This is a genomic window from Bacillus sp. NP157, assembly GCA_018889975.1.
Taxonomy (GTDB): domain Bacteria; phylum Pseudomonadota; class Gammaproteobacteria; order Xanthomonadales; family Rhodanobacteraceae; genus Luteibacter.
This window is the reverse complement of sequence record CP076546.1, coordinates 1,197,732-1,218,885: the sequence shown is the minus strand read 5'-3', so window position 1 is coordinate 1,218,885 and position 21,154 is coordinate 1,197,732. Positions and strand designations below refer to the sequence as shown.

Annotated in this window: 28 protein-coding genes; 14 read left to right on the top strand and 14 right to left on the bottom strand. The window is 66.6% G+C overall.

Translation table 11 applies throughout. The features are described from left to right. Positions 1-98: 98 nt before the first annotated feature. The 4 genes from KPL74_05500 to KPL74_05485 are packed head-to-tail and all read left to right on the top strand — an operon-like array spanning position 99 to position 3,160. A complete protein-coding gene (locus tag KPL74_05500; GenBank protein ID QWT21458.1) occupies positions 99-743 on the top strand; it encodes a methylthioribulose 1-phosphate dehydratase in 645 nt (214 codons plus the stop codon). Then, positions 740-1,309 carry an acireductone dioxygenase gene (locus KPL74_05495; protein QWT21457.1) on the top strand — a complete coding sequence of 190 codons (570 nt, stop codon included), beginning with the start codon at positions 740-742 and terminating at the stop codon, positions 1,307-1,309. The genes KPL74_05500 and KPL74_05495 overlap by 4 nt, the downstream gene beginning before the upstream one ends. Positions 1,310-1,362: 53 nt before the next feature. Beyond that, positions 1,363-2,046 (top strand): acireductone synthase, encoded by a 684-nt coding sequence (gene mtnC, locus KPL74_05490; protein ID QWT21456.1) that lies wholly within the window; start codon positions 1,363-1,365, stop codon positions 2,044-2,046. Next, positions 2,030-3,160: a C13 family peptidase gene (locus KPL74_05485; protein ID QWT21455.1), complete on the top strand. Its 1,131-nt coding sequence runs from the start codon at positions 2,030-2,032 to the stop codon at positions 3,158-3,160. Before mtnC ends, KPL74_05485 begins: the two co-directional genes overlap by 17 nt. Before the next feature lie 13 nt (positions 3,161-3,173). Here the strand turns inward: KPL74_05485 and KPL74_05480 are convergent, their stop codons facing one another. From KPL74_05480 to KPL74_05470, 3 genes are read right to left on the bottom strand one after another with little or no spacing between them, the layout of a single operon-like run. Continuing rightward, entirely contained in the window at positions 3,174-3,974 is an 801-nt protein-coding gene (locus tag KPL74_05480; protein QWT21454.1) for an amidohydrolase, read from the bottom strand. Continuing rightward, entirely contained in the window at positions 3,962-5,107 is a 1,146-nt protein-coding gene (locus KPL74_05475; protein QWT21453.1) for a pyridoxal phosphate-dependent aminotransferase, read from the bottom strand. The genes KPL74_05480 and KPL74_05475 overlap by 13 nt, the downstream gene beginning before the upstream one ends. 9 nt (positions 5,108-5,116) lie before the next feature. Continuing rightward, positions 5,117-6,145, bottom strand: coding sequence for a LysR family transcriptional regulator (locus KPL74_05470; protein QWT21452.1), 1,029 nt, complete (start codon positions 6,143-6,145; stop codon positions 5,117-5,119). Between the two features lie 130 nt (positions 6,146-6,275). Here KPL74_05470 and KPL74_05465 point away from each other — a divergent pair, with 130 nt between their 5' ends. After that, positions 6,276-6,857 (top strand): FMN-dependent NADH-azoreductase, encoded by a 582-nt coding sequence (locus tag KPL74_05465; protein QWT21451.1) that lies wholly within the window; start codon positions 6,276-6,278, stop codon positions 6,855-6,857. Between the two features lie 86 nt (positions 6,858-6,943). Here KPL74_05465 and KPL74_05460 read toward each other — a convergent pair whose 3' ends face one another. The 6 genes from KPL74_05460 to KPL74_05435 all read right to left on the bottom strand — a co-directional run bounded on the left by KPL74_05460 (position 6,944) and on the right by KPL74_05435 (position 11,771). After that, a complete protein-coding gene (locus KPL74_05460; GenBank protein QWT21450.1) occupies positions 6,944-7,090 on the bottom strand; it encodes a hypothetical protein in 147 nt (48 codons plus the stop codon). Positions 7,091-7,319: 229 nt separating this feature from the next. Beyond that, positions 7,320-8,198: a ribonuclease H-like domain-containing protein gene (locus KPL74_05455; GenBank protein ID QWT21449.1), complete on the bottom strand. Its 879-nt coding sequence runs from the start codon at positions 8,196-8,198 to the stop codon at positions 7,320-7,322. Further along, complete coding sequence (locus KPL74_05450; protein QWT21448.1) at positions 8,195-10,612, bottom strand: DEAD/DEAH box helicase; 2,418 nt, start codon at positions 10,610-10,612, stop codon at positions 8,195-8,197. Before KPL74_05450 ends, KPL74_05455 begins: the two co-directional genes overlap by 4 nt. A gap of 87 nt (positions 10,613-10,699) precedes the next feature. Further along, positions 10,700-10,924, bottom strand: a complete 225-nt coding sequence (locus KPL74_05445) for a hypothetical protein (protein QWT21447.1) — start codon at positions 10,922-10,924, stop codon at positions 10,700-10,702. A gap of 117 nt (positions 10,925-11,041) precedes the next feature. Further along, positions 11,042-11,278: a hypothetical protein gene (locus tag KPL74_05440; protein QWT21446.1), complete on the bottom strand. Its 237-nt coding sequence runs from the start codon at positions 11,276-11,278 to the stop codon at positions 11,042-11,044. A gap of 88 nt (positions 11,279-11,366) precedes the next feature. After that, positions 11,367-11,771 carry a hypothetical protein gene (locus tag KPL74_05435; GenBank protein QWT21445.1) on the bottom strand — a complete coding sequence of 135 codons (405 nt, stop codon included), beginning with the start codon at positions 11,769-11,771 and terminating at the stop codon, positions 11,367-11,369. Positions 11,772-11,913: 142 nt separating this feature from the next. Between KPL74_05435 and KPL74_05430 the strand changes: the two genes are divergently transcribed. From KPL74_05430 to KPL74_05420, 3 genes are read left to right on the top strand one after another with little or no spacing between them, the layout of a single operon-like run. Beyond that, positions 11,914-12,318 carry a hypothetical protein gene (locus tag KPL74_05430; GenBank protein QWT21444.1) on the top strand — a complete coding sequence of 135 codons (405 nt, stop codon included), beginning with the start codon at positions 11,914-11,916 and terminating at the stop codon, positions 12,316-12,318. A gap of 49 nt (positions 12,319-12,367) precedes the next feature. Further along, positions 12,368-12,745, top strand: a complete 378-nt coding sequence (locus KPL74_05425; protein ID QWT21443.1) for a hypothetical protein — start codon at positions 12,368-12,370, stop codon at positions 12,743-12,745. 58 nt (positions 12,746-12,803) lie between these two features. Then, entirely contained in the window at positions 12,804-13,490 is a 687-nt protein-coding gene (locus KPL74_05420; GenBank protein QWT21442.1) for an SOS response-associated peptidase, read from the top strand. A 183-nt stretch (positions 13,491-13,673) separates the two neighbouring features. Here KPL74_05420 and KPL74_05415 read toward each other — a convergent pair whose 3' ends face one another. Together KPL74_05415 and KPL74_05410 are read right to left on the bottom strand one after the other, a co-directional pair. Then, complete coding sequence (locus tag KPL74_05415; GenBank protein QWT21441.1) at positions 13,674-14,012, bottom strand: hypothetical protein; 339 nt, start codon at positions 14,010-14,012, stop codon at positions 13,674-13,676. 53 nt (positions 14,013-14,065) lie between these two features. Then, positions 14,066-14,785, bottom strand: a complete 720-nt coding sequence (locus KPL74_05410) for a murein L,D-transpeptidase catalytic domain family protein (GenBank protein QWT21440.1) — start codon at positions 14,783-14,785, stop codon at positions 14,066-14,068. A gap of 140 nt (positions 14,786-14,925) precedes the next feature. Between KPL74_05410 and KPL74_05405 the strand changes: the two genes are divergently transcribed. Both KPL74_05405 and KPL74_05400 read left to right on the top strand, forming a co-directional pair. Next, positions 14,926-16,665 (top strand): L,D-transpeptidase family protein, encoded by a 1,740-nt coding sequence (locus KPL74_05405; protein ID QWT21439.1) that lies wholly within the window; start codon positions 14,926-14,928, stop codon positions 16,663-16,665. 22 nt (positions 16,666-16,687) lie between these two features. Then, a complete protein-coding gene (locus KPL74_05400; protein ID QWT21438.1) occupies positions 16,688-17,419 on the top strand; it encodes a 2OG-Fe dioxygenase family protein in 732 nt (243 codons plus the stop codon). A gap of 18 nt (positions 17,420-17,437) precedes the next feature. Here KPL74_05400 and KPL74_05395 read toward each other — a convergent pair whose 3' ends face one another. Next, the gene (locus KPL74_05395) at positions 17,438-18,028 is read right to left on the bottom strand and encodes a hypothetical protein (GenBank protein QWT21437.1); all 591 of its coding nucleotides are present in this window, start codon (positions 18,026-18,028) and stop codon (positions 17,438-17,440) included. A 252-nt stretch (positions 18,029-18,280) separates the two neighbouring features. Between KPL74_05395 and KPL74_05390 the strand changes: the two genes are divergently transcribed. The 4 genes from KPL74_05390 to KPL74_05375 all read left to right on the top strand — a co-directional run bounded on the left by KPL74_05390 (position 18,281) and on the right by KPL74_05375 (position 20,605). Then, positions 18,281-18,649 carry a BON domain-containing protein gene (locus KPL74_05390; GenBank protein QWT21436.1) on the top strand — a complete coding sequence of 123 codons (369 nt, stop codon included), beginning with the start codon at positions 18,281-18,283 and terminating at the stop codon, positions 18,647-18,649. An 18-nt stretch (positions 18,650-18,667) separates the two neighbouring features. Further along, positions 18,668-19,186: a low temperature-induced protein gene (locus tag KPL74_05385; GenBank protein ID QWT21435.1), complete on the top strand. Its 519-nt coding sequence runs from the start codon at positions 18,668-18,670 to the stop codon at positions 19,184-19,186. A gap of 138 nt (positions 19,187-19,324) precedes the next feature. After that, positions 19,325-19,666 (top strand): hypothetical protein, encoded by a 342-nt coding sequence (locus KPL74_05380; GenBank protein QWT21434.1) that lies wholly within the window; start codon positions 19,325-19,327, stop codon positions 19,664-19,666. A 60-nt stretch (positions 19,667-19,726) separates the two neighbouring features. Beyond that, complete coding sequence (locus KPL74_05375) at positions 19,727-20,605, top strand: bestrophin family protein (protein QWT21433.1); 879 nt, start codon at positions 19,727-19,729, stop codon at positions 20,603-20,605. 9 nt (positions 20,606-20,614) lie between these two features. Here KPL74_05375 and KPL74_05370 read toward each other — a convergent pair whose 3' ends face one another. Further along, a complete protein-coding gene (locus KPL74_05370; protein ID QWT21432.1) occupies positions 20,615-20,875 on the bottom strand; it encodes a Txe/YoeB family addiction module toxin in 261 nt (86 codons plus the stop codon). A 7-nt stretch (positions 20,876-20,882) separates the two neighbouring features. Further along, a complete protein-coding gene (locus KPL74_05365; GenBank protein QWT21431.1) occupies positions 20,883-21,143 on the bottom strand; it encodes a hypothetical protein in 261 nt (86 codons plus the stop codon). Positions 21,144-21,154 lie beyond the last annotated feature (11 nt).

Sequence of the window (21,154 nt, the reverse complement as noted above, 5' to 3'; positions counted from 1 at the left end):
CAGGGCGGCGGTTCGGCCGGAGGTCGTCAGTACAGGGCTGAAAATGGGTGTCATGACCCCCATGGTATAGTGATGGCACGATTTAGACGTCCAAACCCATGACCAAGACCCACGACCACATCGAACCCGCCCTGCTCGCCCAACGCGCCGACGCCATCGCCGACGCCGCACGCGAGCTCGCCGCCGCCGGCTGGACACCCGCCACCAGCAGCAACTTCTCGATGCGCCTCGACGACAGCCTCGCCGCCATCACCATCTCCGGCCGCGACAAAGGCCGGCTCGGCCGCGACGACATCATGGTCATCGACATGGACGGCAACGCCGTCGGCAGCCAGTCCCGGCCGTCCGCCGAAACCGGCCTGCACACCCAGGTCTACAAACGGTTCCCCGACGCCAACGTCGTGCTGCACACCCACTCCCGCACCCAGAGCGTCGCCTCCCGGCTGTTCGCCACCGAAGGCCGCATCAGGCTCGAAGGCTGGGAACTGCAGAAAGCCATCGCCGGCTACACCACGCACGACAGCGTCCTTGAGATCCCCGTCTTCCCCAACACGCAGCACATGCCTGAGCTCGAAGCCCAGGTCGATGCCTGGATCGACAGCGGCAAGCCGCTGTACGCCTACCTGATCAACGGGCACGGCATCTACACCTGGGGCCGCGACATGGCGGAGACCCGCCGCCATCTCGAGGCTCTCGAATTCCTGCTGGGCTGCGAACTCGACCTTCGGAGGCTTTCCCCATGAGCCGTCTGCGCATTTACGACGACGCCAACCACGACGCCCCCGTCGCGGTCCATGAAGACCACGCCGCCATTGCCGCCGCCCTGGGCCAGGTCGGCGTCCGCTTCGAACAGTGGGAGGCGAACCAGCCGATCCAGCCGGGCGCGAGCCAGGACGAGGTGATCGCCGCCTACCGCAGTGACATCGACCGCCTGATGCAGGAAAACGGCTACCAGGCCGTGGACGTGATCAGCCTCAAGCCGGACAACCCGGACCGCGCCGCGTTCCGCTCGAAGTTCCTCAACGAACACACCCACAGCGAAGACGAAGTGCGCTTCTTCGTCGCCGGCGCGGGCCAGTTCACCCTGCACATCGAGGGCAAGGTCTACGAAGTGCTGTGCGAGTCGGGCGACCTGATCGGCGTGCCCGATGGCACGCCGCACTGGTTCGACATGAGCGTGGCGCCGTACTTCGTCGCCATCCGCCTGTTCACCAATACCGAAGGCTGGGTGGCGAAGTTCACCGGCGAAGACATCGCCGAGCGCTTCCCGCGCATGGACCCCCACCCGTCGGCGGCGCGCGCGTCGTAAAGGCATCGCCGCTCGGCTATCCTGCGGATATCCCCGATCCGCAGGTTTTCCCCATGTCCGACATCCGCGCCGTCCTCACCGACATCGAGGGCACGACCAGTTCGATCGATTTCGTGAAGGACGTGCTCTTTCCCTATGCCCGGCAACACCTGCCGGCCTTCGTGGAAACGCACGCCGACGAACCCGAGGTGCAGCACTGGCTGCATGAGGCGGCGAAGGAAGCCGGCCTGGTCGAGGCCTCGCGTACCGAGGTGATCGACCTGCTGATCCGCTGGATCGACGAAGATCGCAAAGCCACGCCGCTGAAGGCCCTGCAGGGCATGATCTGGCGCGAAGGCTACGAGGCCCAGGCCTACGTATCGCACATGTATCCCGAGGTCGCCGGCCAGCTCAAGGCGTGGCACGACCGCGGCCTCAAGCTGTACGTCTACTCGTCGGGCTCGGTGCCGGCGCAGAAACTGATGTTCGGCTTTAGCGAAAGCGGCGACCTGACCCCGCTGTTCTCCGGCTACTTCGACACCCAGACCGGGCACAAGCGCGAGGTGGATTCCTACCGGCGCATCGCCGAAGCGATCGGCCTGGCGCCGGCGCAGGTGTTGTTCCTGTCGGACATCCGCGAAGAGCTGGACGCCGCACGCGACGCCGGCATGCGTACGACCCACCTGGTCCGGCCGCCGCTGATCCTCCAGGACGCTGGCCACCCGGCGGTGACGGATTTCAATGCCATCCAACCTTGATCCACGCCGGCGCACGGCGATCTACACGCTGGCCGGCTTCATCGCCGGCGCGGTGCTGACCGCCGGCGTCCTGCGTTTTGGGCCCCACCCCGTCGTGACCACCACGGTGGGTGGCCTGCCGGCCCCCGCCACGACCACCGCCGTGGAGACCGGGCCCGTGCCTGCGACCCCGGCGACGGTGGCTTCGAAGAAGCCCGCCCACGCGACGACCACGGCAACCGCCACGCCCGCGCCCGCCGAGGCCTCCAGCGTCGCCGACGCCGAGGATGACGAGGGCATGCAACTGGACGTGGGCAACTGGCCGGACAACGCGCCGACGCCCGAACAGGTCTTCGCCGCCCAGCCGGATGCCATGCGCGCCGCGATCGGCCACCTGGCCAAACGCACCCCCGGCAAGCCCAACGTCTACGCGGTGGCCTTCGGCGGCGACGGCTCCGAGGACGTGTTCCGCAACGAGGCGGAATACCTCGACCGCCTGGTTGGCGGCCGCTTCGGCAGCCCGGGGCACACGCTGGTGCTGGAGAACCACCCCGACACGCTGTCCAGCCATCCGCTTGCCAGCTGGACCAACCTGGAAGCGGCACTCGACGGCCTCGGCAAGGTGATGAACCCCAAAGAGGACATCCTCCTGCTCTACATCGCGACCCATGGGGGCAGCGACCACAGCCTGCTGGTCGACATGGATCCGATCCCGCTCGACCAGCTGGATCCGGACGGCCTGAAGTCGATCCTCGCCAAACACGATTTCCGCTGGAAGGTCGTGGTCGTGAACGCCTGCTACTCCGGCGGCTTCGTGCCGACGCTGCGTGGCGACGGCGCCCTGGTCATGACCTCGGCACGCAAGGACCGCACCTCGTTCGGCTGCGGCAGCGATTCGGACATCACCTATTTCGGCCACGCCTGGCTCGCCGACGCGCTGAACGACACGCCGGATTTCATCGAAGCGTTCGACCGCGCCAAGGTGGAGATCGCCGGGTGGGAGAAGCGAGACGCGGTGACGCCGTCCGAACCGCAGATCGACGTCGGCGCCGGCATTGCCGAGAAGCTGGCGGCGTGGCGCAAGACGGCGAAGATCGGGCCGGCGGTACCGTTCGTCGCGCCGGCGAAACCCTAGGCGGCTGGGCGGGTCAGTCGGCCTGGAGGCTGAAGCGGTCGGCGTCCATCCACGCGGGGAAGCGTTCGCGGTGGGCCTGCAGCGGCGCGGGATCGATCGCCAGCGTCACGACCTGTTCCAGCGCGCCCAGCTCCACCAGCGGCTCACCGACCGGATCAATCACGGCACTGTCGCCCGCGTAAGGGTGGTCGTTGCCGTCCACGCCGACGCGGTTCACGCCGATGACGTAGGCCAGGTTCTCAATGGCGCGGGCGCGCAACAGCGTGCGCCAGGGCTGGCGGCGTGGCGCCGGCCAGTTCGCCACGAACAGGGCCAGGTCGTAATCCATGCCTCCCGCTGCCGCCTCGTTGCGGCCGTTGCGCAGCCACACCGGGAAACGCAGGTCGTAGCAGACCTGCGGCAGGATCCGCCACCCGTTCAACTCGACGATGAGTCGCTCGTTGCCGCCGCCGTAGCGCGTGTGTTCGCCGGCCATGCGGAACAGGTGGCGTTTGTCGTAATACGCCATCGAGCCATCCGGTGACGCCCAGATCAGCCGGTTGAATACCGTCTCGCCCTCGCGGATCACCAGGCTGCCGGTGACGGTGGCCTTCACCTCGGTGGCGAGTGCCCGCAGCCAGGCCACGCTTTCGCCGTCCATGGTCTCGGCATTGCCGAGCGTGTCGTTGGTGAAGCCGGAGAGGAAGGTCTCCGGCAGCACGATGAGGTCGCTCTGCGCCGCGCCGCGAACCAGGCGTCCGTAGTACTCGCGGTTCGCCGGCGCGTCATGCCAGCGGGTCGCGCCTTGCACCAGGGTGACGGTCAGAGTTTGCACAGCAGCTCCGCGGCGGCTTCCATCGTGGCGTCGTTCTTGGCGAAGCACAGCCGGACCAGCCGTGTGTCCGGCGCGCTTTCATAGAACGGGCTGAGCGGGATGGCGGCGACGCCCCCTTCGCGGACCAGCCACTCACTGAAGTTGATGTCGTCCACGTCGCGGATGGCGGTGTAGTCGACCAACTGGAAGTAGCCACCCGGGACGTCGAGCAGCTTCAGCCGCGACGGGGCCAGCAGTGCGCGGAAACGATCGCGCTTGGCCTGGTAGAACGTCGGCAGCTCGAGGTAGTGCTCGGGCGACGTTTCAAGGAATTCGCCGAACGCCACCTGCGCTGGATGGAAGGTGCAGAAGGTGAGGTACTGGTGCACCTTGCGGAATTCGGCCGTCAGCGCCTTCGGCGCCACCGCGTAGCCGACTTTCCAGCCGGTGCAATGGTAGGTCTTGCCGAACGACGACACGACGATGCTGCGCGCGGCGAGTTCCTCGTGGCGAAGCACGCTCTGGTGCTCGGCGCCGTCGAACACGATGTGCTCGTAGACTTCGTCGGACAGCACGACGATCGGCGTGTCGCGGATGATCGCGGCCAGCTCGTCGAGGTCGCCACGCGACAGCACCGCGCCGGACGGGTTGTGCGGCGAGTTGACGAGGATCATCCGCGTCTTCGGCGTGATCGCATCGCGCACGCGTTGCCAGTCGATGCCGAACGAGGGCAGTTCCAGCGGGATATGCACGGCGGTCGCGCCCTGCAGCTCGATCGCGGGCTCGTAACTGTCGTAGCACGGGTCGAACACGATGACTTCGTCGCCGGCGCGGACCACCGCGGCGATCGCCGAGAACAGGGCCTCGGTCGCACCGGAGGTGACCGTGACCTCGGTATCCGGGCTCACCCGGTGGCCGTAGAGGCGCTCGGTTTTCAGCGCGATCTGCTCGCGCAGCTTCGCGATGCCGACGCCGGGCGCGTACTGGTTCTTGCCCTCGGCCATGGCCCGGGTGATCGCCTCGCGCAACGCCGGCGGCGGCTCGAAATCAGGAAAGCCCTGGCCGAGGTTCACCGCCTTGTGCTCGAGCGCGAGCTGGCTCATCACGCTGAAAATGGTCGTGCCGACCTTGGGAAGCTTGGTTTCGACCTGCATCGAACGCCCTTATTCGTTTGGACGGCCAAACGCGGCCGTATCCGCCGATCCTAACATGCGCTGCATGGCGATCGCCCCCCTGCTCGAGGGATCCAGCGCGACCTTCTCGCAATCCTTGTGGAACTCGGCCTGGGCCTTGGGCAGCCGTTCGGCCAGGAAATCGACGAAGCTGCGCACCGCCGGCAGCAGGCCGCGGCGGCTCGGATAAACGAAATGCAAGGTGCCCTGGGCCGTGGTGTATTCCGGCAACACCCACTCCAGCTGGCCGTTGGTCAGCATCGGCGCACAGTAGTCTTCCGGCAGCAGGGCCACGCCGCAGCACTGCACGGCGGCCGAGATCAGCACGGTGAAATCGCCGCTGACCAGCCGCGGCTTGACCTCCACGGCGGCTTTCTTGCCATGCGCGTCGACCAGTTCCCAGACCTGGGCGCCTTCGTGCTCGTACATCGACAGGGCCGGCAGCTGGGCCAGTTCCTCCAGCGATTTGGGCCGGCCGTGGCTGTCGAGGAACTTCGGGCTGGCCACCAGCAGGCTCCGCGCATAGCCGATGCTGCGCAGGACCAGGGTGGCGTCGCTGTCGAGCTTCTCGCGTACGCGGACGGCGATATCGTAGCCCTCGCCGATCAGGTCGACCCGGCGGTTCGTCGCGGTGAGGCGCACCTGGACCTTCGGATGCTCCAGCATGAAGGCCGGCAGCATCGGTCCGAGGATGTTCTGGGCGATGGAGATCGGGCAGCTGATGCGGACCACGCCGCGCGGCTCGGTGCGCAGCTCGTCGACGGCATCCTGGGCCGCCTTCGCCTCTTCCAGCACCGCCCGGCAGTGCTGGTAGAAGCGTTCGCCGATCTCGGTGACCACGAAACGGCGGGTGGTCCGCTGCAGCAGGCGCACGCCGAGCCGGTCTTCCAACTGGGCGATCCGCTTGGAAAGACGCGATTTGGGGATGCCCAGGGCGCGTCCGGCGGCCGAGAAACCGCCATGTTCGACCACGGAGGCGAAGAAATAGAGGTCGTTGAGGTCTTGCAGGGCGCCTTCCATCAGGGATCCTTCGGTCGTTTCCTAGCCAGAACAATCAGTCTACTCCAGACCGACTAATCAATTGATTGTCCGAAGGGTACCTTGCTCGCCATACCCACCGACGGTGGGACCCCTGACTGAGGACCTTCCCATGAAACTCCTTCACATCGACGCCAGCGCCCTGGGCGCCTATTCCGTCTCGCGCGGCCTGACCCAGGCGATCGTCGCGGAGTTCGTCCAGCACCATCCGGGCACCGAGGTCACCTACCGTGACGTCCACGCCGCCCCGCTGGCCCATTGGGCGATGCCGGCTGGCGAAAACGACCCGAATGCCGCCGAAGCCGACAAGGTGATGGAAGAGTTCCTGGCGGCCGAGGTCGTCGTGATCGGTGCGCCGATGTACAACTTCGGCATCAGCAGCTCGCTTAAGGCCTGGATCGACCGCATCGCAGTCGCCGGCAAGACCTTCAGCTACACCGCGAACGGCCCGCAGGGCCTTGCAGGCGGCAAGCGCGTGATCATCGCGTCCAGCCGCGGCGGCGTGTACAGCGCCGGTCCGGCCGCCGGCATGGACTTCCAGGAGCCGTACCTGCGTGCCGTGCTGGGCTTCCTTGGCGTCACCGATATCGAGGTCGTCCGCGCCGAAGGCGTGGCAATGGGCGATGAGAACAAGGCCAAGGCCATTGATGGTGCGGTGGCGGGGATTGGTGGGTTGCTGCGCAAGGCTGCGTAAGGCCTGTCCCGGGGCCTGGCCTGCGCGCGATGGGGGGTGACGTTGACCCTGTCGCGCGCAGGCGCGCTCCTACAGAGAGATCTTGCTTAAGATCCTTGTTTGCCGGGCTTTTTGTCGGGCATGTTCTGGTGTTCTTTCGGATGCCCTTCGCCCGGGACGCGATCCTTGCCGCTGTGCGGCTTGGGGTTTTCTTCCTTGTAACCCGGGGTCGATTGTTTGTCGTCGTTCGTCATCTGGCGTACCTCCGCTGGATCAGTGTCGCTGCTGGCATTCGGCGTGGCCGCATTCGCAGGCGCTGCCCACATTCTGCGATTCGGCTGCCATGCGGCAGCTTTCGCTGCAGTAGTCGCGCGACACGGGGACCTTGCATCCACAACCCACGTGGTCGCACGGTTTCATTGCTTCGTTCATGCCTCGTCTCCTCGCCACCGGAAGCATCCGGGAGCGTGCGCGGCACGGCGTCTATTTTTCGTTACTGGCCAGCGAAGCGTCCTGCGCATCCCGCGCGGCCCAGCCGTGTGCCTCGATCAGCAGTCCACTGAGGCTGCGCACGTCCTGCAGGTTGTGCTCGGCGACGCGTACCAGGTCGGTCGACGAGCCGCCGCGCAGATAGGTCAGCCAGGCGCGCGGCGCTTCCGATCCCGGCAGGTCATCCTCGCGCACGATGCGCAACAGCTTTCGCTCGGCGGTCTGCATGCGGCAGTTCTCCCACACCTGGCGATAACGGCGGCGCATCGGGTGCAGCAGGTCGACGTGCACCAGCCCCACCAGCGGGTTGGCCAGGCGCGCCAGTCGGTATCGCGTCGACAACAGCGGCGCGTCGTAGGACTTGCCGTTGTAACTGACCAGCACCGTGTCGGCATGCACCCAGCGGGCGAACTCGCTGAGCATGGCCGTCTCGGCCGCCATGCTGGTCATGTACAGCTGGCGTACGCGCAGGCGGCCGCCGACCCAGTCGGCGGCGCCGATCATGAAAGCGCGCGTACCGGTGCCGCCGGCGAGGCCGGTGGTCTCGGTATCGAAATGCAGCAGGTGTTCGCGCCGCGCCGTGGTGAGGCGCGCGAAGGCCAGGTCGAACTCTTCGGGCGGCTCCGGCCACGCGAAGTGCTGCTCCAGCAGGCGCAGCCCGGGGGCGATTTCCTCGCCGGGTACCTCGCGTGTCGCCGGGCGCGACGGCACGGCGCGGACCAGGCCCAGTCGATCGCGCACGCCAGCCATGCGCCGCAACGCGGCAAGGTCGACGGTGGCTGGGGCTTTGGCGGGCGCAGGTTTCGCCACCACCGGTTGCCTGACCCCGGCCTGCGCACGAAGCGCCTTCAGTCGCGCGGCAAGGTCGCTCACGCCTGCGCTCCAAGCAACTCGAGCACCTTCGCCGCCAGGGCCCTGGGCGTCGCTTCGCGGTGCTCGTCGGCGGCGAGCACGGGCCCGACGCAGGCCGGGCAGCCGGCCTTGCACTCGCAGCCCAGTACCGACGCCAGCGCGTCACGGACCAGCTCCGGTGCGCGCCGGAACAACGGCTCGCTGAGGCCGACGCCGCCGGGGAAGTTATCGTAGAGATAGACCGTGGGCAGGAAGCGGTCGAACGCATCGGGGAGCGCCAGCGAACCATCCGGTGCGCGGATCTGCCCACGGCCACCGGCATCCACCTGCGCGGACCAGCCACCATCGCCGGAGCCCACCGCTTTCTGCAGGTCACGCGCCTCGGCCATCACGGCGACGACGGCCGCCGTGTGCAGCGCGTACGCCGCGCCGAGGAAGCCATCCAGCGCATGCTGGCGCGAACGGAATACCTCATCCAGCACGGCCTGCGGCAACTGCCACCACACCGCCGTGGAATGCAGTTCCTGGTCGGGCAGGTTCACCGGGCCATAGCCGATGTTCTCGTGCGTGTAGTAACGGATCTTCTTGTAACCGGACACACGCCGTACCACGTGCACCTCGCCGTGCCGTGCACTGCCCTCCCCCGCCTTCGCCCCGTCGAAACACTCCAGTTCCTTGAGCTTGGTGTAGTCGATGGCGTCGGTGTAGTAGTCGACATGGGTGCGCGTGCAGTAGGCCTTGCGTCCCTCCCAGTCCAGCCGTTCCACCTGGTAGGGCACGCTCTGGATCATGTGGATCGCGCCCTCGTAAAGGGTCAGCGCCGCGGCGGAATAGTCCACTTCGGCGATGATCTTCTGCCGCCCTTCCGTGCGATCGACCACGACGAAATTGCCGTCGGCGACCGAACGCAGGCTGACCGCGTTGGCCGGGTAACTGTCGGCGATCCACTCCCAGCGTTCGCCCTCGCGATGCAATACCTCGGCTTCCTGCAGCACCTGCAGGTAAGGCTCGGCGTCGTTCGGACCGAACGGGTCGCCACCGATGAACGGCAGCTCGAACGCCGCGCAGCGGATATGGTCGAGCAGGATCAGCGGCTGGTCGGGCTGGATCCGGGCGTGCTCCGGCGTCGCCTCGGTGAGGAAAGCCGGATGGCGCATCAGGTATTGGTCCAGCGGTGCACTGGTCGCTACCAGCACGCCCAGCGACGGCTGCTGGCGGCGCCCGGCACGACCGAAACGCTGCCATGTCGCGGCGATAGAGCCGGGATAGCCGTTCAGCACCACGGCGTCGAGGCTGCCGATATCCACGCCCAGCTCCAGCGCCGAGGTCGACACGATGCCGTCGACGTTGCCCGCGCGCATCTCTCGCTCCACTTCGCGCCGCTCGGTCGGCAGGTAGCCGCCGCGATAGGCACGGATCCGCGGCGCCTTGCGCGTGTCGTGGTCGAACACGTCCTTGAGGTATTTGGTCAGCACCTCGACCATCAGGCGCGACTGGGCGAACACCAGTGTCTTCATCTTCGCCTTGATCGCGACGCGGGCGATCAGGTTGGTCTGCGAGCGTGCGGACGCGCGCAGGCCGAGGTCGGGGTTGACCACCGGCGGGTTCCACAACAGCACGTGCTTGTCGCCACTGGGTGCGCCGCTGCGTGCGATCGCCAGCACGTCATCTTCGATCAGCGCCTCGGCATGCTCCTGCGCGTTACCGATGGTGGCGGAACACAGCACGAACTGCGGACGCACGCCGTAAAACGCGCAGATGCGCCTGAGCCGGCGCAGCACGTTTGCGAGGTGCGAGCCGAACACGCCGCGGTAGGTGTGGATCTCGTCGATCACCACGTAGCGCAGGTTTTCGAAGAACTGCGCCCATTTGGTGTGATGCGGCAGGATGGCCTGGTGCAGCATGTCCGGGTTGCTGACCACCACGTCGCCATGCAGGCGAATCGCCTGCCGCGCGTCGCCCGGGGTGTCGCCATCGAAGGTGAAGGCCTTCACGCCGAGATCCCCTGCCCGGTTCAGCTCCAGCAGTTCGGACACCTGGTCCTGCGCCAGCGCCTTGGTCGGGAACAGGTACAGGGCCTTGGCGCCCGCCTCCAGCACGGAGGAGATCACCGGCAAGGTGTAGCAGAGCGTCTTGCCCGAGGCGGTGGGCGTGGCCACCAGCACGTTACGGCCGGCACGGGCCGCCTGCCAGGCCTCCTGCTGATGCGAGTAGAGCTTGTCGATGCCGCGCGCCGTCAGCGCGGCCGCGAGCCGGGGCGGCAGGTCGTCGGGCAGCGGGACGAAGTCGCCGGGACGGCCGAATACGGTGAACGCCGAGGCGACCCGGTCGGCGTACTTGTCCGTCAGGCGGTGGGCCAGCGTGCGGCCGTCATGGGTGGTAGCGAGGGCCGCGTCGGCCTCGTCGGTGCGTCGGGCTTGCAGGTAGGCGGCCATGGCGACTCGGACACGTGGGGGTGCCCGTTATCGCCGAGACTGATCTCAAATCCTGCGACGGCGCGTCCCGGGCCGCCTGACAGCCCGTCAGCTGGCGACTTCGGCCTCCAGTCGCCACAGGCCACGCTCGTCTTCCACCTTGATCTCGGCATCCTGCCCCGGCTGGGCGCGGATGACGGTGAGCAAGGCATGGGCGTGCCGGAGGGCTTCGTCCTGGGTGGGGAACTGGCCGACGAGGTCGTAGTTCCGGCGCACGATCCACTGGCCACGCGGCGCGGCATTGAACGGAAGGTAGAGGGTGGTGCGTGCCAAGGGAGGCGCTCCGCGACGGGAGGGCCCATCGCCCTCCATGGCCCGAACGTAGGTGTGGCCTCGTCGCGGCTCCGTTACGGCGAGGTGCCCACGGCGGTCACGCCCGGGCGAACGAACTCAGGGGGAATAGGCGTTGCGCGCGGCGGCAAGCCAGCCAGCGTGCTGGCAGCCCTTGTCCATGGCGGCGTCGACGGCGGCACGCTCGTCGAGGAACTCTTCCAGCAGCGTGATCATGACGAAATCGCGCGGGCCCGCATGCGCGTGCTCGACGATATAGGCGGCCTTCCACAAACCAGCAGGATTGCGGAGCGTACGCACCTCGACACAGTACTGGCCAACGATGCGTCGATGCATATCACGGGTCTCCCGTATGGCGACGCGGGGCGGTCACAGGGGATTTTTGCGCCTTCGCGTCGCCAATGACAAGGATTTTTTGATCGATTCAGGCCTTCGGTGCCGCCTGCGCGCCAAGGCCTATGCCGCTGGCGGGAATCGAAAACGTTTTCGTCTCGCCCTGGCCCACGGTGGCATCCACGTCCACCCGATCGCTGCTGCATGCGCCGTGCGGCATCACGCTTAACTTGCGGCTGCCCGAGGGCACGTGCAGGACCAGCTGCTGGCCGATCTCCATATCCGCCACGGCCTGGTCGTCGACATAGATCGCACTGGAGCAACCGGCGCCCCACAGGCCCTGGTCGCGGACGATGGTCAGGGTGGCGTCGCCGTCGGCGGCATCCTGGTACTTGAAGGTGGTGCTGGAGAGCACGTCGTGGATGCCGACGTGGCGGTCGTTCTGGGTGGCGCAGCCGGCGAGCAAGGCAAGGCCGGCAAAGGCAAGGTAACGCATGGCAGGTGTCTCCCTGGGGGCTTGGCACAGCATTCTTTCGCAAGCGTGCAACCCAGGTGAAGTGCCGTGACGCCGTTTCCACGCCAAGGACCCAACAATGCGCCCCCGAACCTGCCCACCACATACCTTCAAGGAAGCGCGCATGGCCAGCCGTGACTGGATCGACATCGAATCGTTCGAGGCCGTCGATGACATCGACCAGTTCGACCGCCCGGACATTCCGCGCGTTGAGGCGGTTCTCAGTGGTGCCCCCGAGCGTGAGTGGCAGCAGTTCTTCGCCGTGCGCGCCCGCGCCCTGGAACAGACCCACCCCGGCCTGCGCATGGAGATCATCGCCGACCGGCTTGGCTTCCACACCCGTGCCGCCCATGTGGAGGACACCTGCCGGCTGGTCCATGAAGCCGTCCAGGGTACCAACCGCGACTACGCCGCGCAGAAAGCGGCGGAAGAACGCCGGATCGCCGACCGCAACCAGGAAGTGCGCGACCTGATGGCCCGGGTGAAGTCGATCAACAGCGAGTGGCCGCCGGAAACACCCGTCGGCTGACCTGCGCGAAATCTGCACGAACGTGGCAGGTGGGGCTTACAATCGCGCCATGAGCCTACGTCCCGACGCCCTTGTCTTCGATCGCGCCAGCATGGTCGCCGAAACCGTGGCGATGGTGCTGGACGATGCCGGCTATGCGGCGCGGGCCACGGTGACTTATCGCGACGCCAAGCGCGCCTTCCAGAACATGCCCGACCTGTCGCTGATCGTGATCCACGCGGACACGCCCGGCGAACGTCGTGGCACGGCCCTGCTCCAGGCGGTGCTGCGCGAGCGTCCCAGGACGGCGATCGTCGTGGTCTCCAGCCGGATGCCCGAGGACCTCGAGCCGTTCCCGCTCAGCGCTGTTTTCCTTGAAAAGCCGTTCGATCGCTCGCAGCTGCTGGACGCCATCGACCGCGCCCGCGAGTCGCGCCCCCGCGGCTGAATCCAACGGTCGCTTGCCCGTCGCGCCAGCCATGCCCGGCGCGTCGTATGCTCGGGCCATGTGCGGACGCTATGCCACCTATGGACCGGCCAGCCTGTCGCGGGAAGCCCGTGACGTGCTCGAACGGCTGGAACTGGACCTCGCCAGCGAGATCAACCAGCGCGAGGATCGCTTCAACATCGCGCCGACCCAGCGCGCGCTGGTCGTCACGGGCGGCGATGGGCAGGCCGAGGTCGGGCTCAGTCGCTGGGGTCTGGTGCCCTCGTGGGCGAAGGACGTGTCGATCGGCAGCCGGATGATCAACGCCCGTCGCGAAGGCCTGGCCGAGAAGCCGGCCTTCCGCGCCGCGGTGAAGAAGCGCCGTTGCCTGGTGCCCGCGTCGGGGTACTTCGAGTGGCAGGGCGAGAAAGGCAGCAAGCAGCCCTACTTCATCAAGCCACCCGGTGGCGAGCTGATGCTGTTCGCCGGCTTGTGGGAGGCCTGGCGTGGCGTGGACGGCGAGCCGCTGCGCACGTACACGATCATCACCGGCGAGCCGGGCAAGGTCGGCGGGGATATCCACGACCGCCAGCCGGTGATCCTCGCGCCGGATGCGTGGGAAGACTGGCTGTTCGCACCGGCGGACGTGGCGTTGCCGCTACTGGAGGCGGCGACGGAACCGGAGCTGGTCTATTACCCCGTGCCGAAGGCAGTGGGGTCACCGAAGAACGACACCGAGACGCTAGTCCAGCCGCTGCTCGTGTAGGAGCGCGCCTGCGCGCGATGGGGGATGGGATATGCGTATGGACTGGTGCGATCCGCATCGATCAATGCAATCCCGATCAATGCAATCCCGATCAATGTAATCCCGATCAACGCAATCCATCATTCGCCCCATCCCAACCCGAGGGTTCGCGCACAGGTGCGCTCCTACACAGGGAGCTGGCGGTTACAGGCAGGAGATGGCTTCGTCGCGGAAGGTGCCGTCGTATTCGTTGTTCTTGGTCTTCTGCAGTTCGCGCATGACCACGAGGGCACCGGAGCCGTTGGCGGTGATCTCCAGGCGCTCGTGCTTGCCGTCGGAACCGGAGGTCACGACGCCCTTGTCGTCCTTCGCATCACCCTTGGCGTCCTTCGACAGCGCCTGCCACTTCGGCACCACGCACTGGACGTACGCCGGCACGGACTTGTCCGTCTTGCTGCTGAGCTTCGGCAAGGTGTCTTTCATGCCGCTGGTGGCGCAGCCGGCGAGGAGAAGGGTGCCGGCGATCGCAAGAACGTGTTTCATGCTGGATTCCACGGTGAGGTCCCCGGGATTCTAGCCGAGGACGCGCGCGGAGATCAGGTTCCGATGTGATTGCCGAGGTTGGCCTCGGCCTTCGCCAGCTGGTTGTTGCTGCATTTCAGGTAGCTGGACGAGCCCAGCCAGCGCTGGTCCGGATAGTAGGAGAACACCATCTGGCCGCCCTTCAGCGTATCGATCAGCTTGTGCGCGACCGCCTTGCTCACCGCCGGGCAGCCCCAGCTACGACCGATCCGGCCTGCCGCGCGCGCCATGGTCTCGCTCACATAGGCGGCGCCATGGATCACGATCGCCCGGGCCAGCGCGTTGTTGTTCACGCCCTGCTCCAGTCCGGTCATGCGCAACGAATAGCCGTTCTTTCCCATGTACGTATCGGAGGTGCGGAACAGGCCGATGCTCGACGCCAGGCTTTCCGGGGCATTGGAGAACTTCGTCGATGAAGCGTCGCCACTGTTCTTGCCGTGCGCGACCAGCTCCTGGAAGAGCAGCTTGCGGTTCACTGTATCGAACACCCACAGGCGCGGCTGCGACGAGGGCTTTGAGTAATCGATCACGGCGAGCCGACTGGACTGCGGGCCACCCTGGCTCTGCGCGCACTCCGCAGCCTGCACGGCGAGTCCGATCACCTTGGGATCGGCGGCGGGAGCCAGTCGGGCCAGCGCATCGCCGAGCGAGTCGGCGGCGTGTGCCTGGGGAAGGAGAGCAAGGGCGCCAAGGAGCGGCGCGGACGCAAGAAGCGCACGAATCGATCGGGTCATCAGGCCAGCCGGGATACATATGAGACCGGCCGATCCTAACGCGGTGATCATTTATTGACCACAAGATCGTCACATCTGTGCCATTCATATATGTGAAAGCGTGTAGCAACCACCGCGCGTTGTTCTGGAAGCAATAGGCAATGACTATGGAAAAGCGGTTGCATGGTGCGCTCGCCATGTTCCTCCTCACGACCGCCCTGCCCTTGTGCGGCAAGACGCAGACCCCGCCGTCGCCGGGTTCGGCGGCCAGCCCGCCGCCGATCGTCGCCCCAGCGCCGGGGTCATCGGCCAGCGTCGCCCTGCCGCAGCCACCACCGGCCGACGATCCCGTGGGCCAGGCGATCTTCGGTCGCATCCAGGCAATGACTCCGATCGAAGGCGGCCCGATCACCCGCAAGCACGCCGCGGTGAGCAAGGCCCTGTCGGATTTCTATACGCAACGCCATTTCGCTGCTGCCTGGTCGGATAGCCAGAACGTCGACGCGCTGTTCGCCGGGCTGGCCTCGGTCGAGGGCGACGGGCTGAATCCGCAGGATTACGGCCTCGATGCGCTGCGCGCGACCTACCAGGCTCCCGGCTTCAAGGACGCCAGTCCGGAACAACATGCCGATTTTGACTTACTGGCCACCCGGGCCTACATCACCGCGCTGGTCCAGCTCGCCCGCGGCAAGGTCGACCCGACCCGGCTCGATCCGGTCTGGAACATCGACCCGCTGGCGATCGACCCACAGCAGGGCCTGGCCATGCTCGAGACCTCGATCGACGAGCGCTCGGTCGACCAGGCCTTCGCCATGGCCCGGCCCCAGCATCCCCTTTACGCGCAACTGCGCGACGGCCTTGCCCGGCTGCGCGCGTCGGCCGCCGCCGGCGGCGAGTGGCCGCCCGTGCCCGACGGCCCGTCGCTGAAGCCAGGCATGAAAGATCCACGCGTATCCAGCCTGCGCGCGCGTCTGGTCGCGGAGGGCTACCTCGACCAGACGCTGGCCCACGGCCAGCACTACGACAACCCGGTGACCGATGCAGTGAAGCGCTTCCAGGCGGACCACGGGCTGGATACCGACGGTGCCGTCGGCGCCGACACGCTGGCCGCGATGAACGTGCCGCTCACCCAGCGCATCGGCCAGGTGCGCGCCAACCTCGAACGTGCGCGCTGGCTGTTGCATGCCTTGCCGACCACCTTCGTCGTCGTCGACGTCGCCGGATTCAAGGTCACCTTCTACCGCGACGGCAATCCCGTGTGGAAGTCGCGCGTGCAGGTGGGCAAGCCCTATCGCAGCACGCCGATCTTCCGTTCGGACATCACCTACGTCACCTTCAATCCGACCTGGACCGTGCCGCCCACGATCCTCAAGAACGACGTCCTGCCGAAGATCCGCGCCAACCCCGCTTACCTCGCCAACAACCGCATCCGCGTCCTCGACAGCGCGGGCAATACGATTCCCGCGTCGAGCGTGAACTGGTCCAACCCGCGCGGCATCACCCTTCGACAGGACGCCGGTGCGGGCAATTCGCTCGGCCAGGTGGTGATCCGCTTCCCCAACTCGTTCGCGGTCTACCTGCACGACACGCCGCACCGGGAGCTGTTCGCGAAGGCACGCCGCGATACCAGCTCGGGCTGCATCCGCGTCGAGCACCCGCTGGACCTGGTCCAACTGCTGTTCAACGACGACCAGAAGTGGAACCGCGACGCCATCGACGCGCGCATCGCCGACGGCAAGACCCAGAACGTCACCCTGCCCACGTCCGTGCCGATCCTGCTGGCGTACTGGACGGTCGACGTGGACGAAGACGGCAGGCTGTCGTTCAAGAACGACATCTACGACCGCGATAGCGGCCTGCTTGGCGCCCTGGACAAGCCGCAGGTGCTCACCGCCCCGTGACCCGAGGCGTATACTGCGCGCAATGAACGCCCCCCTCGAAGCGATCGAACTTTCCCTCCACGACCAGCTGCGCGATGACGGATTCGCCTTCGTACAGGGCGACACGATGCGCGACCTGGTCAGCCACACGGCTTCGTTGGGTGACTGGAACGCCTTCGCGGCCAGCTGGAACGCGCTGGAACCGGACACCTATCTGGCCGCCACCGGGCGCTTCCGCCGTCGCCGCCACGCCGTCTACGCCGCCGAGCGCTTCGGCCGGGTCGAGCCGCGCGGCCACCAGGCGCACTTCCAGACCCTGGCCTACAACACGCTGCAGGGCGACATCGAGCGCTGGTTCCAGCCGGTGTTCCCGGAGGTGGCCACGGGCGCCAGCATGACGGCGATCCTCGATTTCTGCCGCGATTTCTTCGGTGGCCTTTCGCCCGACGTCGCGCACTGGCACATCGAAGTGCACCAGTTCCGGATCGAGGCGACCGCGGGCGCGGCGGGGGAACCCACGCCGGAAGGCAGCCATCGCGACGGTGTCGATTACGTGCTGGTGTTGCTGGTCGACCGGGAAAACATCGCCAGTGGCACCACCACGATCCATGCCCCGGACGGTCGTGCCCTCGGCGAATTCACCCTGAAGCAGCCGTTCGATGCCGCCCTGATCCACGATCCGCGCGTGTTCCACGGCGTGACGCCGGTGACCCCGCTCGACCCCGGCAAGGCCTCGCACCGCGACGTGCTCGTCGTGACGTTCCGCGCGGGCTGAACCGTCGCGCCACGCCGATCAAGGGTGCGCTTCGTCCCACGCATCCGGCGAGCCATCCTTGCGGCCACGCCACGTGGTCAGGTCATCAACTCGCGCCACCCGAGCGGTAATCTCCCGCTTCAGCATTTTCTTCGGCTGGCATTCGCCCTGGAAACCGAGCGGGCTCTGAACGTCAATCGTGGCCGACACCAGAACCCGTATCGCCGATTCCGACACACTGACGACGTCAACCACGCCATCCCGTGCGGCTCCGTAGCAGCCGTGATTGCCAGGAAAGGAACTCGGACCCGCGCTGAAGAAAACCGCTACCCCGTTCCTTGCCACATCCAGCTTATCCCCCCGGTTGGGCTTCGACTGGAAGACAACGGTGACCTTCTCAAAGGCATCGTCATCGGATCGCCGGGGTGGCCAGTACTGTCGAGTCGCGACGACATACCCGGTGCCGCGTTCGATGCGATGACACGAAAACATGCGCTCCTTCACCGCGACATCCTGGCAAGAAGCTACGTCCACACTTGCATGATCCATCGCAAACGACTGCGCCTCGGCCCAACAGGATGGCGAAGCGAGCAGCAATGCACACGCCACGAGTTTATTTTTCACGGTCACAGCTAGCCTCCTGCCCAGAACCGGATGCAGGGGAAACTACGGGAGGGAACACGGCGACCGCAAGGGGCCCACGGTCATGCGCACTGACTTGCCACGTTGCGTCGGCAGCCCCCGCGCGCCCAGCCCGGCGCGGCGCCGGCTGAACCGTCGCGCCACGCCGCGGCGTGGTTGCCCCGCTCTGGACACGCGCTGCACCGGTGGTTCACGCCGGTTGCTGCGTACTGCGGCCTCGTCCCCACGCGGAGAGCCGCCGTGAATCCACGCGCCATCCTCACTGTCCTGCTGCTCGCCGGCGCCTCGGCTCCCCTGCTCGCCCAGGATGCGTCGAAAGTCGATAACAGCCAGATCAACCAGCGCGACCGAGCCGGCGACCACGCGACGCCGATCGACCAGCCTAACGATGCCGCCGACATCAAGGTCGCGGCCGCCGTGCGCAAGGCCATCGTCGGTGACGACAGCCTGTCGACCATGGCGCACAACGTGAAGCTCATCGCCGCCAACGGCACCGTCACCCTGCGTGGTCCGGTCAAGGATGTCGCCGAGAAGTCGCGTATCGAGCAGCTCGCCAAGGGCACGCCAGGCGTCACCACGGTCGACAACCAGCTCGATATCAAGCACTGACCCCAGCGAGGAATGCCCATGAATGCGTCCGTCTATTGCACCACCCGCACGGTCGAGCAGGCCGAACACATCGTGCTCGAACTGAAGCAGGCCGGTTTCACCAGTGACGACATCTCTGCCCTGCTGCCGGACCGTCGCGGCACCCGCGATTTCGCCCACGAGCACCACACCAAGGCGCCTGAAGGCGCGACCACCGGCGGCGTGGTCGGGCTAGGCCTCGGCGCCGGCCTGGGCTGGCTGGCCGGCATCGGTGCCCTTGCCATCCCCGGGGTCGGCCCGTTCATCGCCGCCGGCCCGATCATGGCCGCCCTCGGCGGCGCTGCCGTGGGTACCGCCACGGGCGGCATCATCGGCGCCCTGGTCGGCATGGGCATCCCGGAATTCGAGGCCAAGCGCTATGACGCCAAGGTTCGGGAGGGCAGCATCCTGATCTCGGTGCATACCGATACAGGCCACCAGCGCGATGTCGCCAGGGACGTGTTCAAGCGGAACAATGCGGACGACATTTCCTCGGGTGCGGAAGCCCGCGTCCCCTGATTCGCCCAGGGTGCCTGGCGCGTCTGGCGGTTTGGCACCCTATTTTTGAGACACATCGCAGTGGAAAAGGTCGGGATTCTCAGATTTCCCACGCCAGCTCGTGGCACACTAGAGACCACGTTTCTGCAGATTTGAGCGATGAACTCGTCCGGCAAATACGACTTCAGACAGTTCCAGGACGAACTCGCCGCACTCGAGCGCCAGCAAGCCGTCCGCCAGCCGGAGCCGGCGGCGGCAGCGCCCGTCGCGAAGCGAAAACCTGGGCGTCCAAAAACCGTGCGGGTCGATCCCCTGGCCGACGCACGCCTCGCGTTCGAAACCCTGCGCCTGCAATACGACCTGAGCGTAGCCGACGTGGTGGCGTGGTTTCCGGAAGAAGAAGGGGTGGCCTACCTGCAGTCCCTGCTGGCCCAGCCCGCCCCGAAGCGCCGCCGGCGTAAGGCGGACGAGTCGGGCGACACAGGCGCGACGCCCACCTGATCCAGGCCTGCGGCAAAACGCCCAATGCAAGCTGGCGCCTTCCGGAGTGGAATAACCGGCATGACCCACAGCACCCGCGCACCACGCATCGGATCGCTCCTCTTCGCCTATCGCGGCACGATCATGCCGGTGATCGTGTGGCGGCTCGCCTTCACCGTGCTCTTGTCGCTGGTCATCGCGGTACTCGACCTGCGCTATGGCTGGTTCGGTGGCGGCCTGAACGCAACGCCGCTCACCCTGATGGGCCTGACCCTCGCCATCTTCCTGGGGTTTCGCAACACCGTGGCCTACCAGCGCTGGTGGGAAGCGCGGAACCTCTGGGGTGAGCTGCTGATCTCGTCGCGCGACCTGGCCCGCCAGGTCCGCGCCTTCCTTCCGGGAGCGGCGGCGGAGGAACGCGCCCGCCTGATCGGCATGGTGATCGCCTTCGCCCACGCCCTGCGCCATCACCTGCGCGGCACGGACGCGACGCGCGACCTCGCGCGCTGGTTGTCACCGCGGCTAGCGGATGCAATCGCGGTTGCGCCGAACCGGCCGGCTTTCCTGCTGCATCGGTTGGGCGTGGGACTAGCCGACGCCGCCCGCGCCGGGCATGTCGATCCAATCCTGCTCGCAAGCATCGATGCCAAGGTCAGTTCGCTGTCGCATGTCCTGGGTGGGTGCGAGCGCATCCGCGGCACGCCGATCCCGTTCTCGTACATCCTGATGCTGCATCGATCGGTGTACGTCTACTGCTTCTTCCTGCCGTTCTGCCTCGTCGGCGTACTTGGCTGGTTCACGCCGGCGGTGGTGGCGATCCTCGCTTACACGTTCTTCGGCCTGGATGCGCTTGGCGACCAGATCGAAGACCCGTTCGACGTCATGCCGAACGACCTTCCGCTCGACGCCTACAGCACGACGATCCAGAACGACCTGCTCGCACTGATGGCGAACGACTGATAGCAGGAATCATTGGTAATGCGTCCTGCACATCGCAATCTCGATCGAATCGTCACGGGAGACGTAGACCAGGCGATGTTCCTCATCGATCCTGCGTGACCAGAGTCCCTGCAGGTCGCCGGATAGCGGTTTAGGTTTCCCCGCTCCGCTATCCGGTGTCCGCAGAGCATCCCTGATCAGGGTATTTACCCGTCGAATCGCTTTCCGGTCATCGATCCACGATTGGTAGTCCCTCCAGCCGCGGGGACTGAAGATCAGCTTCCTTGCCATGGATGGGTTAGTCCGCGAAATCGACAAGCGCGTGTTCAACACCCTTGCCGGCGCGGAGTTCCGCAATGCTTGCCAGCAGGTGGTCGCGGTTCGGGCCAGAAAGGAGAAAGGCCGTCTCGAGTATGCCTTCCCGAATACGTGCTTCGGAAACGGAACGGACGCGCGCAGGCATCTGAACGTGGGTTTCGCGGGGAGCAGAGAGGCTCGGGGCTGAACTGGATGCGTCCGCAACGCAGGTGCGACGGCGCATCCGATGGGATGAAGTCATGGCGTTTTCCC

Coding starts and splice junctions, on each gene's coding strand:
- KPL74_05500 (QWT21458.1), top strand. CDS start 99: ATGACCAAGACCCACGACCACATCGAACCCGCCCTGCTCGCCCAACGC.
- KPL74_05495 (QWT21457.1), top strand. CDS start 740: ATGAGCCGTCTGCGCATTTACGACGACGCCAACCACGACGCCCCCGTC.
- mtnC (QWT21456.1), top strand. CDS start 1,363: ATGTCCGACATCCGCGCCGTCCTCACCGACATCGAGGGCACGACCAGT.
- KPL74_05485 (QWT21455.1), top strand. CDS start 2,030: ATGCCATCCAACCTTGATCCACGCCGGCGCACGGCGATCTACACGCTG.
- KPL74_05475 (QWT21453.1), bottom strand. CDS start 5,107: ATGCAGGTCGAAACCAAGCTTCCCAAGGTCGGCACGACCATTTTCAGC.
- KPL74_05470 (QWT21452.1), bottom strand. CDS start 6,145: ATGGAAGGCGCCCTGCAAGACCTCAACGACCTCTATTTCTTCGCCTCC.
- KPL74_05465 (QWT21451.1), top strand. CDS start 6,276: ATGAAACTCCTTCACATCGACGCCAGCGCCCTGGGCGCCTATTCCGTC.
- KPL74_05460 (QWT21450.1), bottom strand. CDS start 7,090: ATGACGAACGACGACAAACAATCGACCCCGGGTTACAAGGAAGAAAAC.
- KPL74_05450 (QWT21448.1), bottom strand. CDS start 10,612: ATGGCCGCCTACCTGCAAGCCCGACGCACCGACGAGGCCGACGCGGCC.
- KPL74_05440 (QWT21446.1), bottom strand. CDS start 11,278: ATGCATCGACGCATCGTTGGCCAGTACTGTGTCGAGGTGCGTACGCTC.
- KPL74_05435 (QWT21445.1), bottom strand. CDS start 11,771: ATGCGTTACCTTGCCTTTGCCGGCCTTGCCTTGCTCGCCGGCTGCGCC.
- KPL74_05430 (QWT21444.1), top strand. CDS start 11,914: ATGGCCAGCCGTGACTGGATCGACATCGAATCGTTCGAGGCCGTCGAT.
- KPL74_05425 (QWT21443.1), top strand. CDS start 12,368: ATGAGCCTACGTCCCGACGCCCTTGTCTTCGATCGCGCCAGCATGGTC.
- KPL74_05420 (QWT21442.1), top strand. CDS start 12,804: ATGTGCGGACGCTATGCCACCTATGGACCGGCCAGCCTGTCGCGGGAA.
- KPL74_05415 (QWT21441.1), bottom strand. CDS start 14,012: ATGAAACACGTTCTTGCGATCGCCGGCACCCTTCTCCTCGCCGGCTGC.
- KPL74_05410 (QWT21440.1), bottom strand. CDS start 14,785: ATGACCCGATCGATTCGTGCGCTTCTTGCGTCCGCGCCGCTCCTTGGC.
- KPL74_05405 (QWT21439.1), top strand. CDS start 14,926: ATGACTATGGAAAAGCGGTTGCATGGTGCGCTCGCCATGTTCCTCCTC.
- KPL74_05400 (QWT21438.1), top strand. CDS start 16,688: ATGAACGCCCCCCTCGAAGCGATCGAACTTTCCCTCCACGACCAGCTG.
- KPL74_05385 (QWT21435.1), top strand. CDS start 18,668: ATGAATGCGTCCGTCTATTGCACCACCCGCACGGTCGAGCAGGCCGAA.
- KPL74_05380 (QWT21434.1), top strand. CDS start 19,325: ATGAACTCGTCCGGCAAATACGACTTCAGACAGTTCCAGGACGAACTC.
- KPL74_05375 (QWT21433.1), top strand. CDS start 19,727: ATGACCCACAGCACCCGCGCACCACGCATCGGATCGCTCCTCTTCGCC.
- KPL74_05370 (QWT21432.1), bottom strand. CDS start 20,875: ATGGCAAGGAAGCTGATCTTCAGTCCCCGCGGCTGGAGGGACTACCAA.
- KPL74_05365 (QWT21431.1), bottom strand. CDS start 21,143: ATGACTTCATCCCATCGGATGCGCCGTCGCACCTGCGTTGCGGACGCA.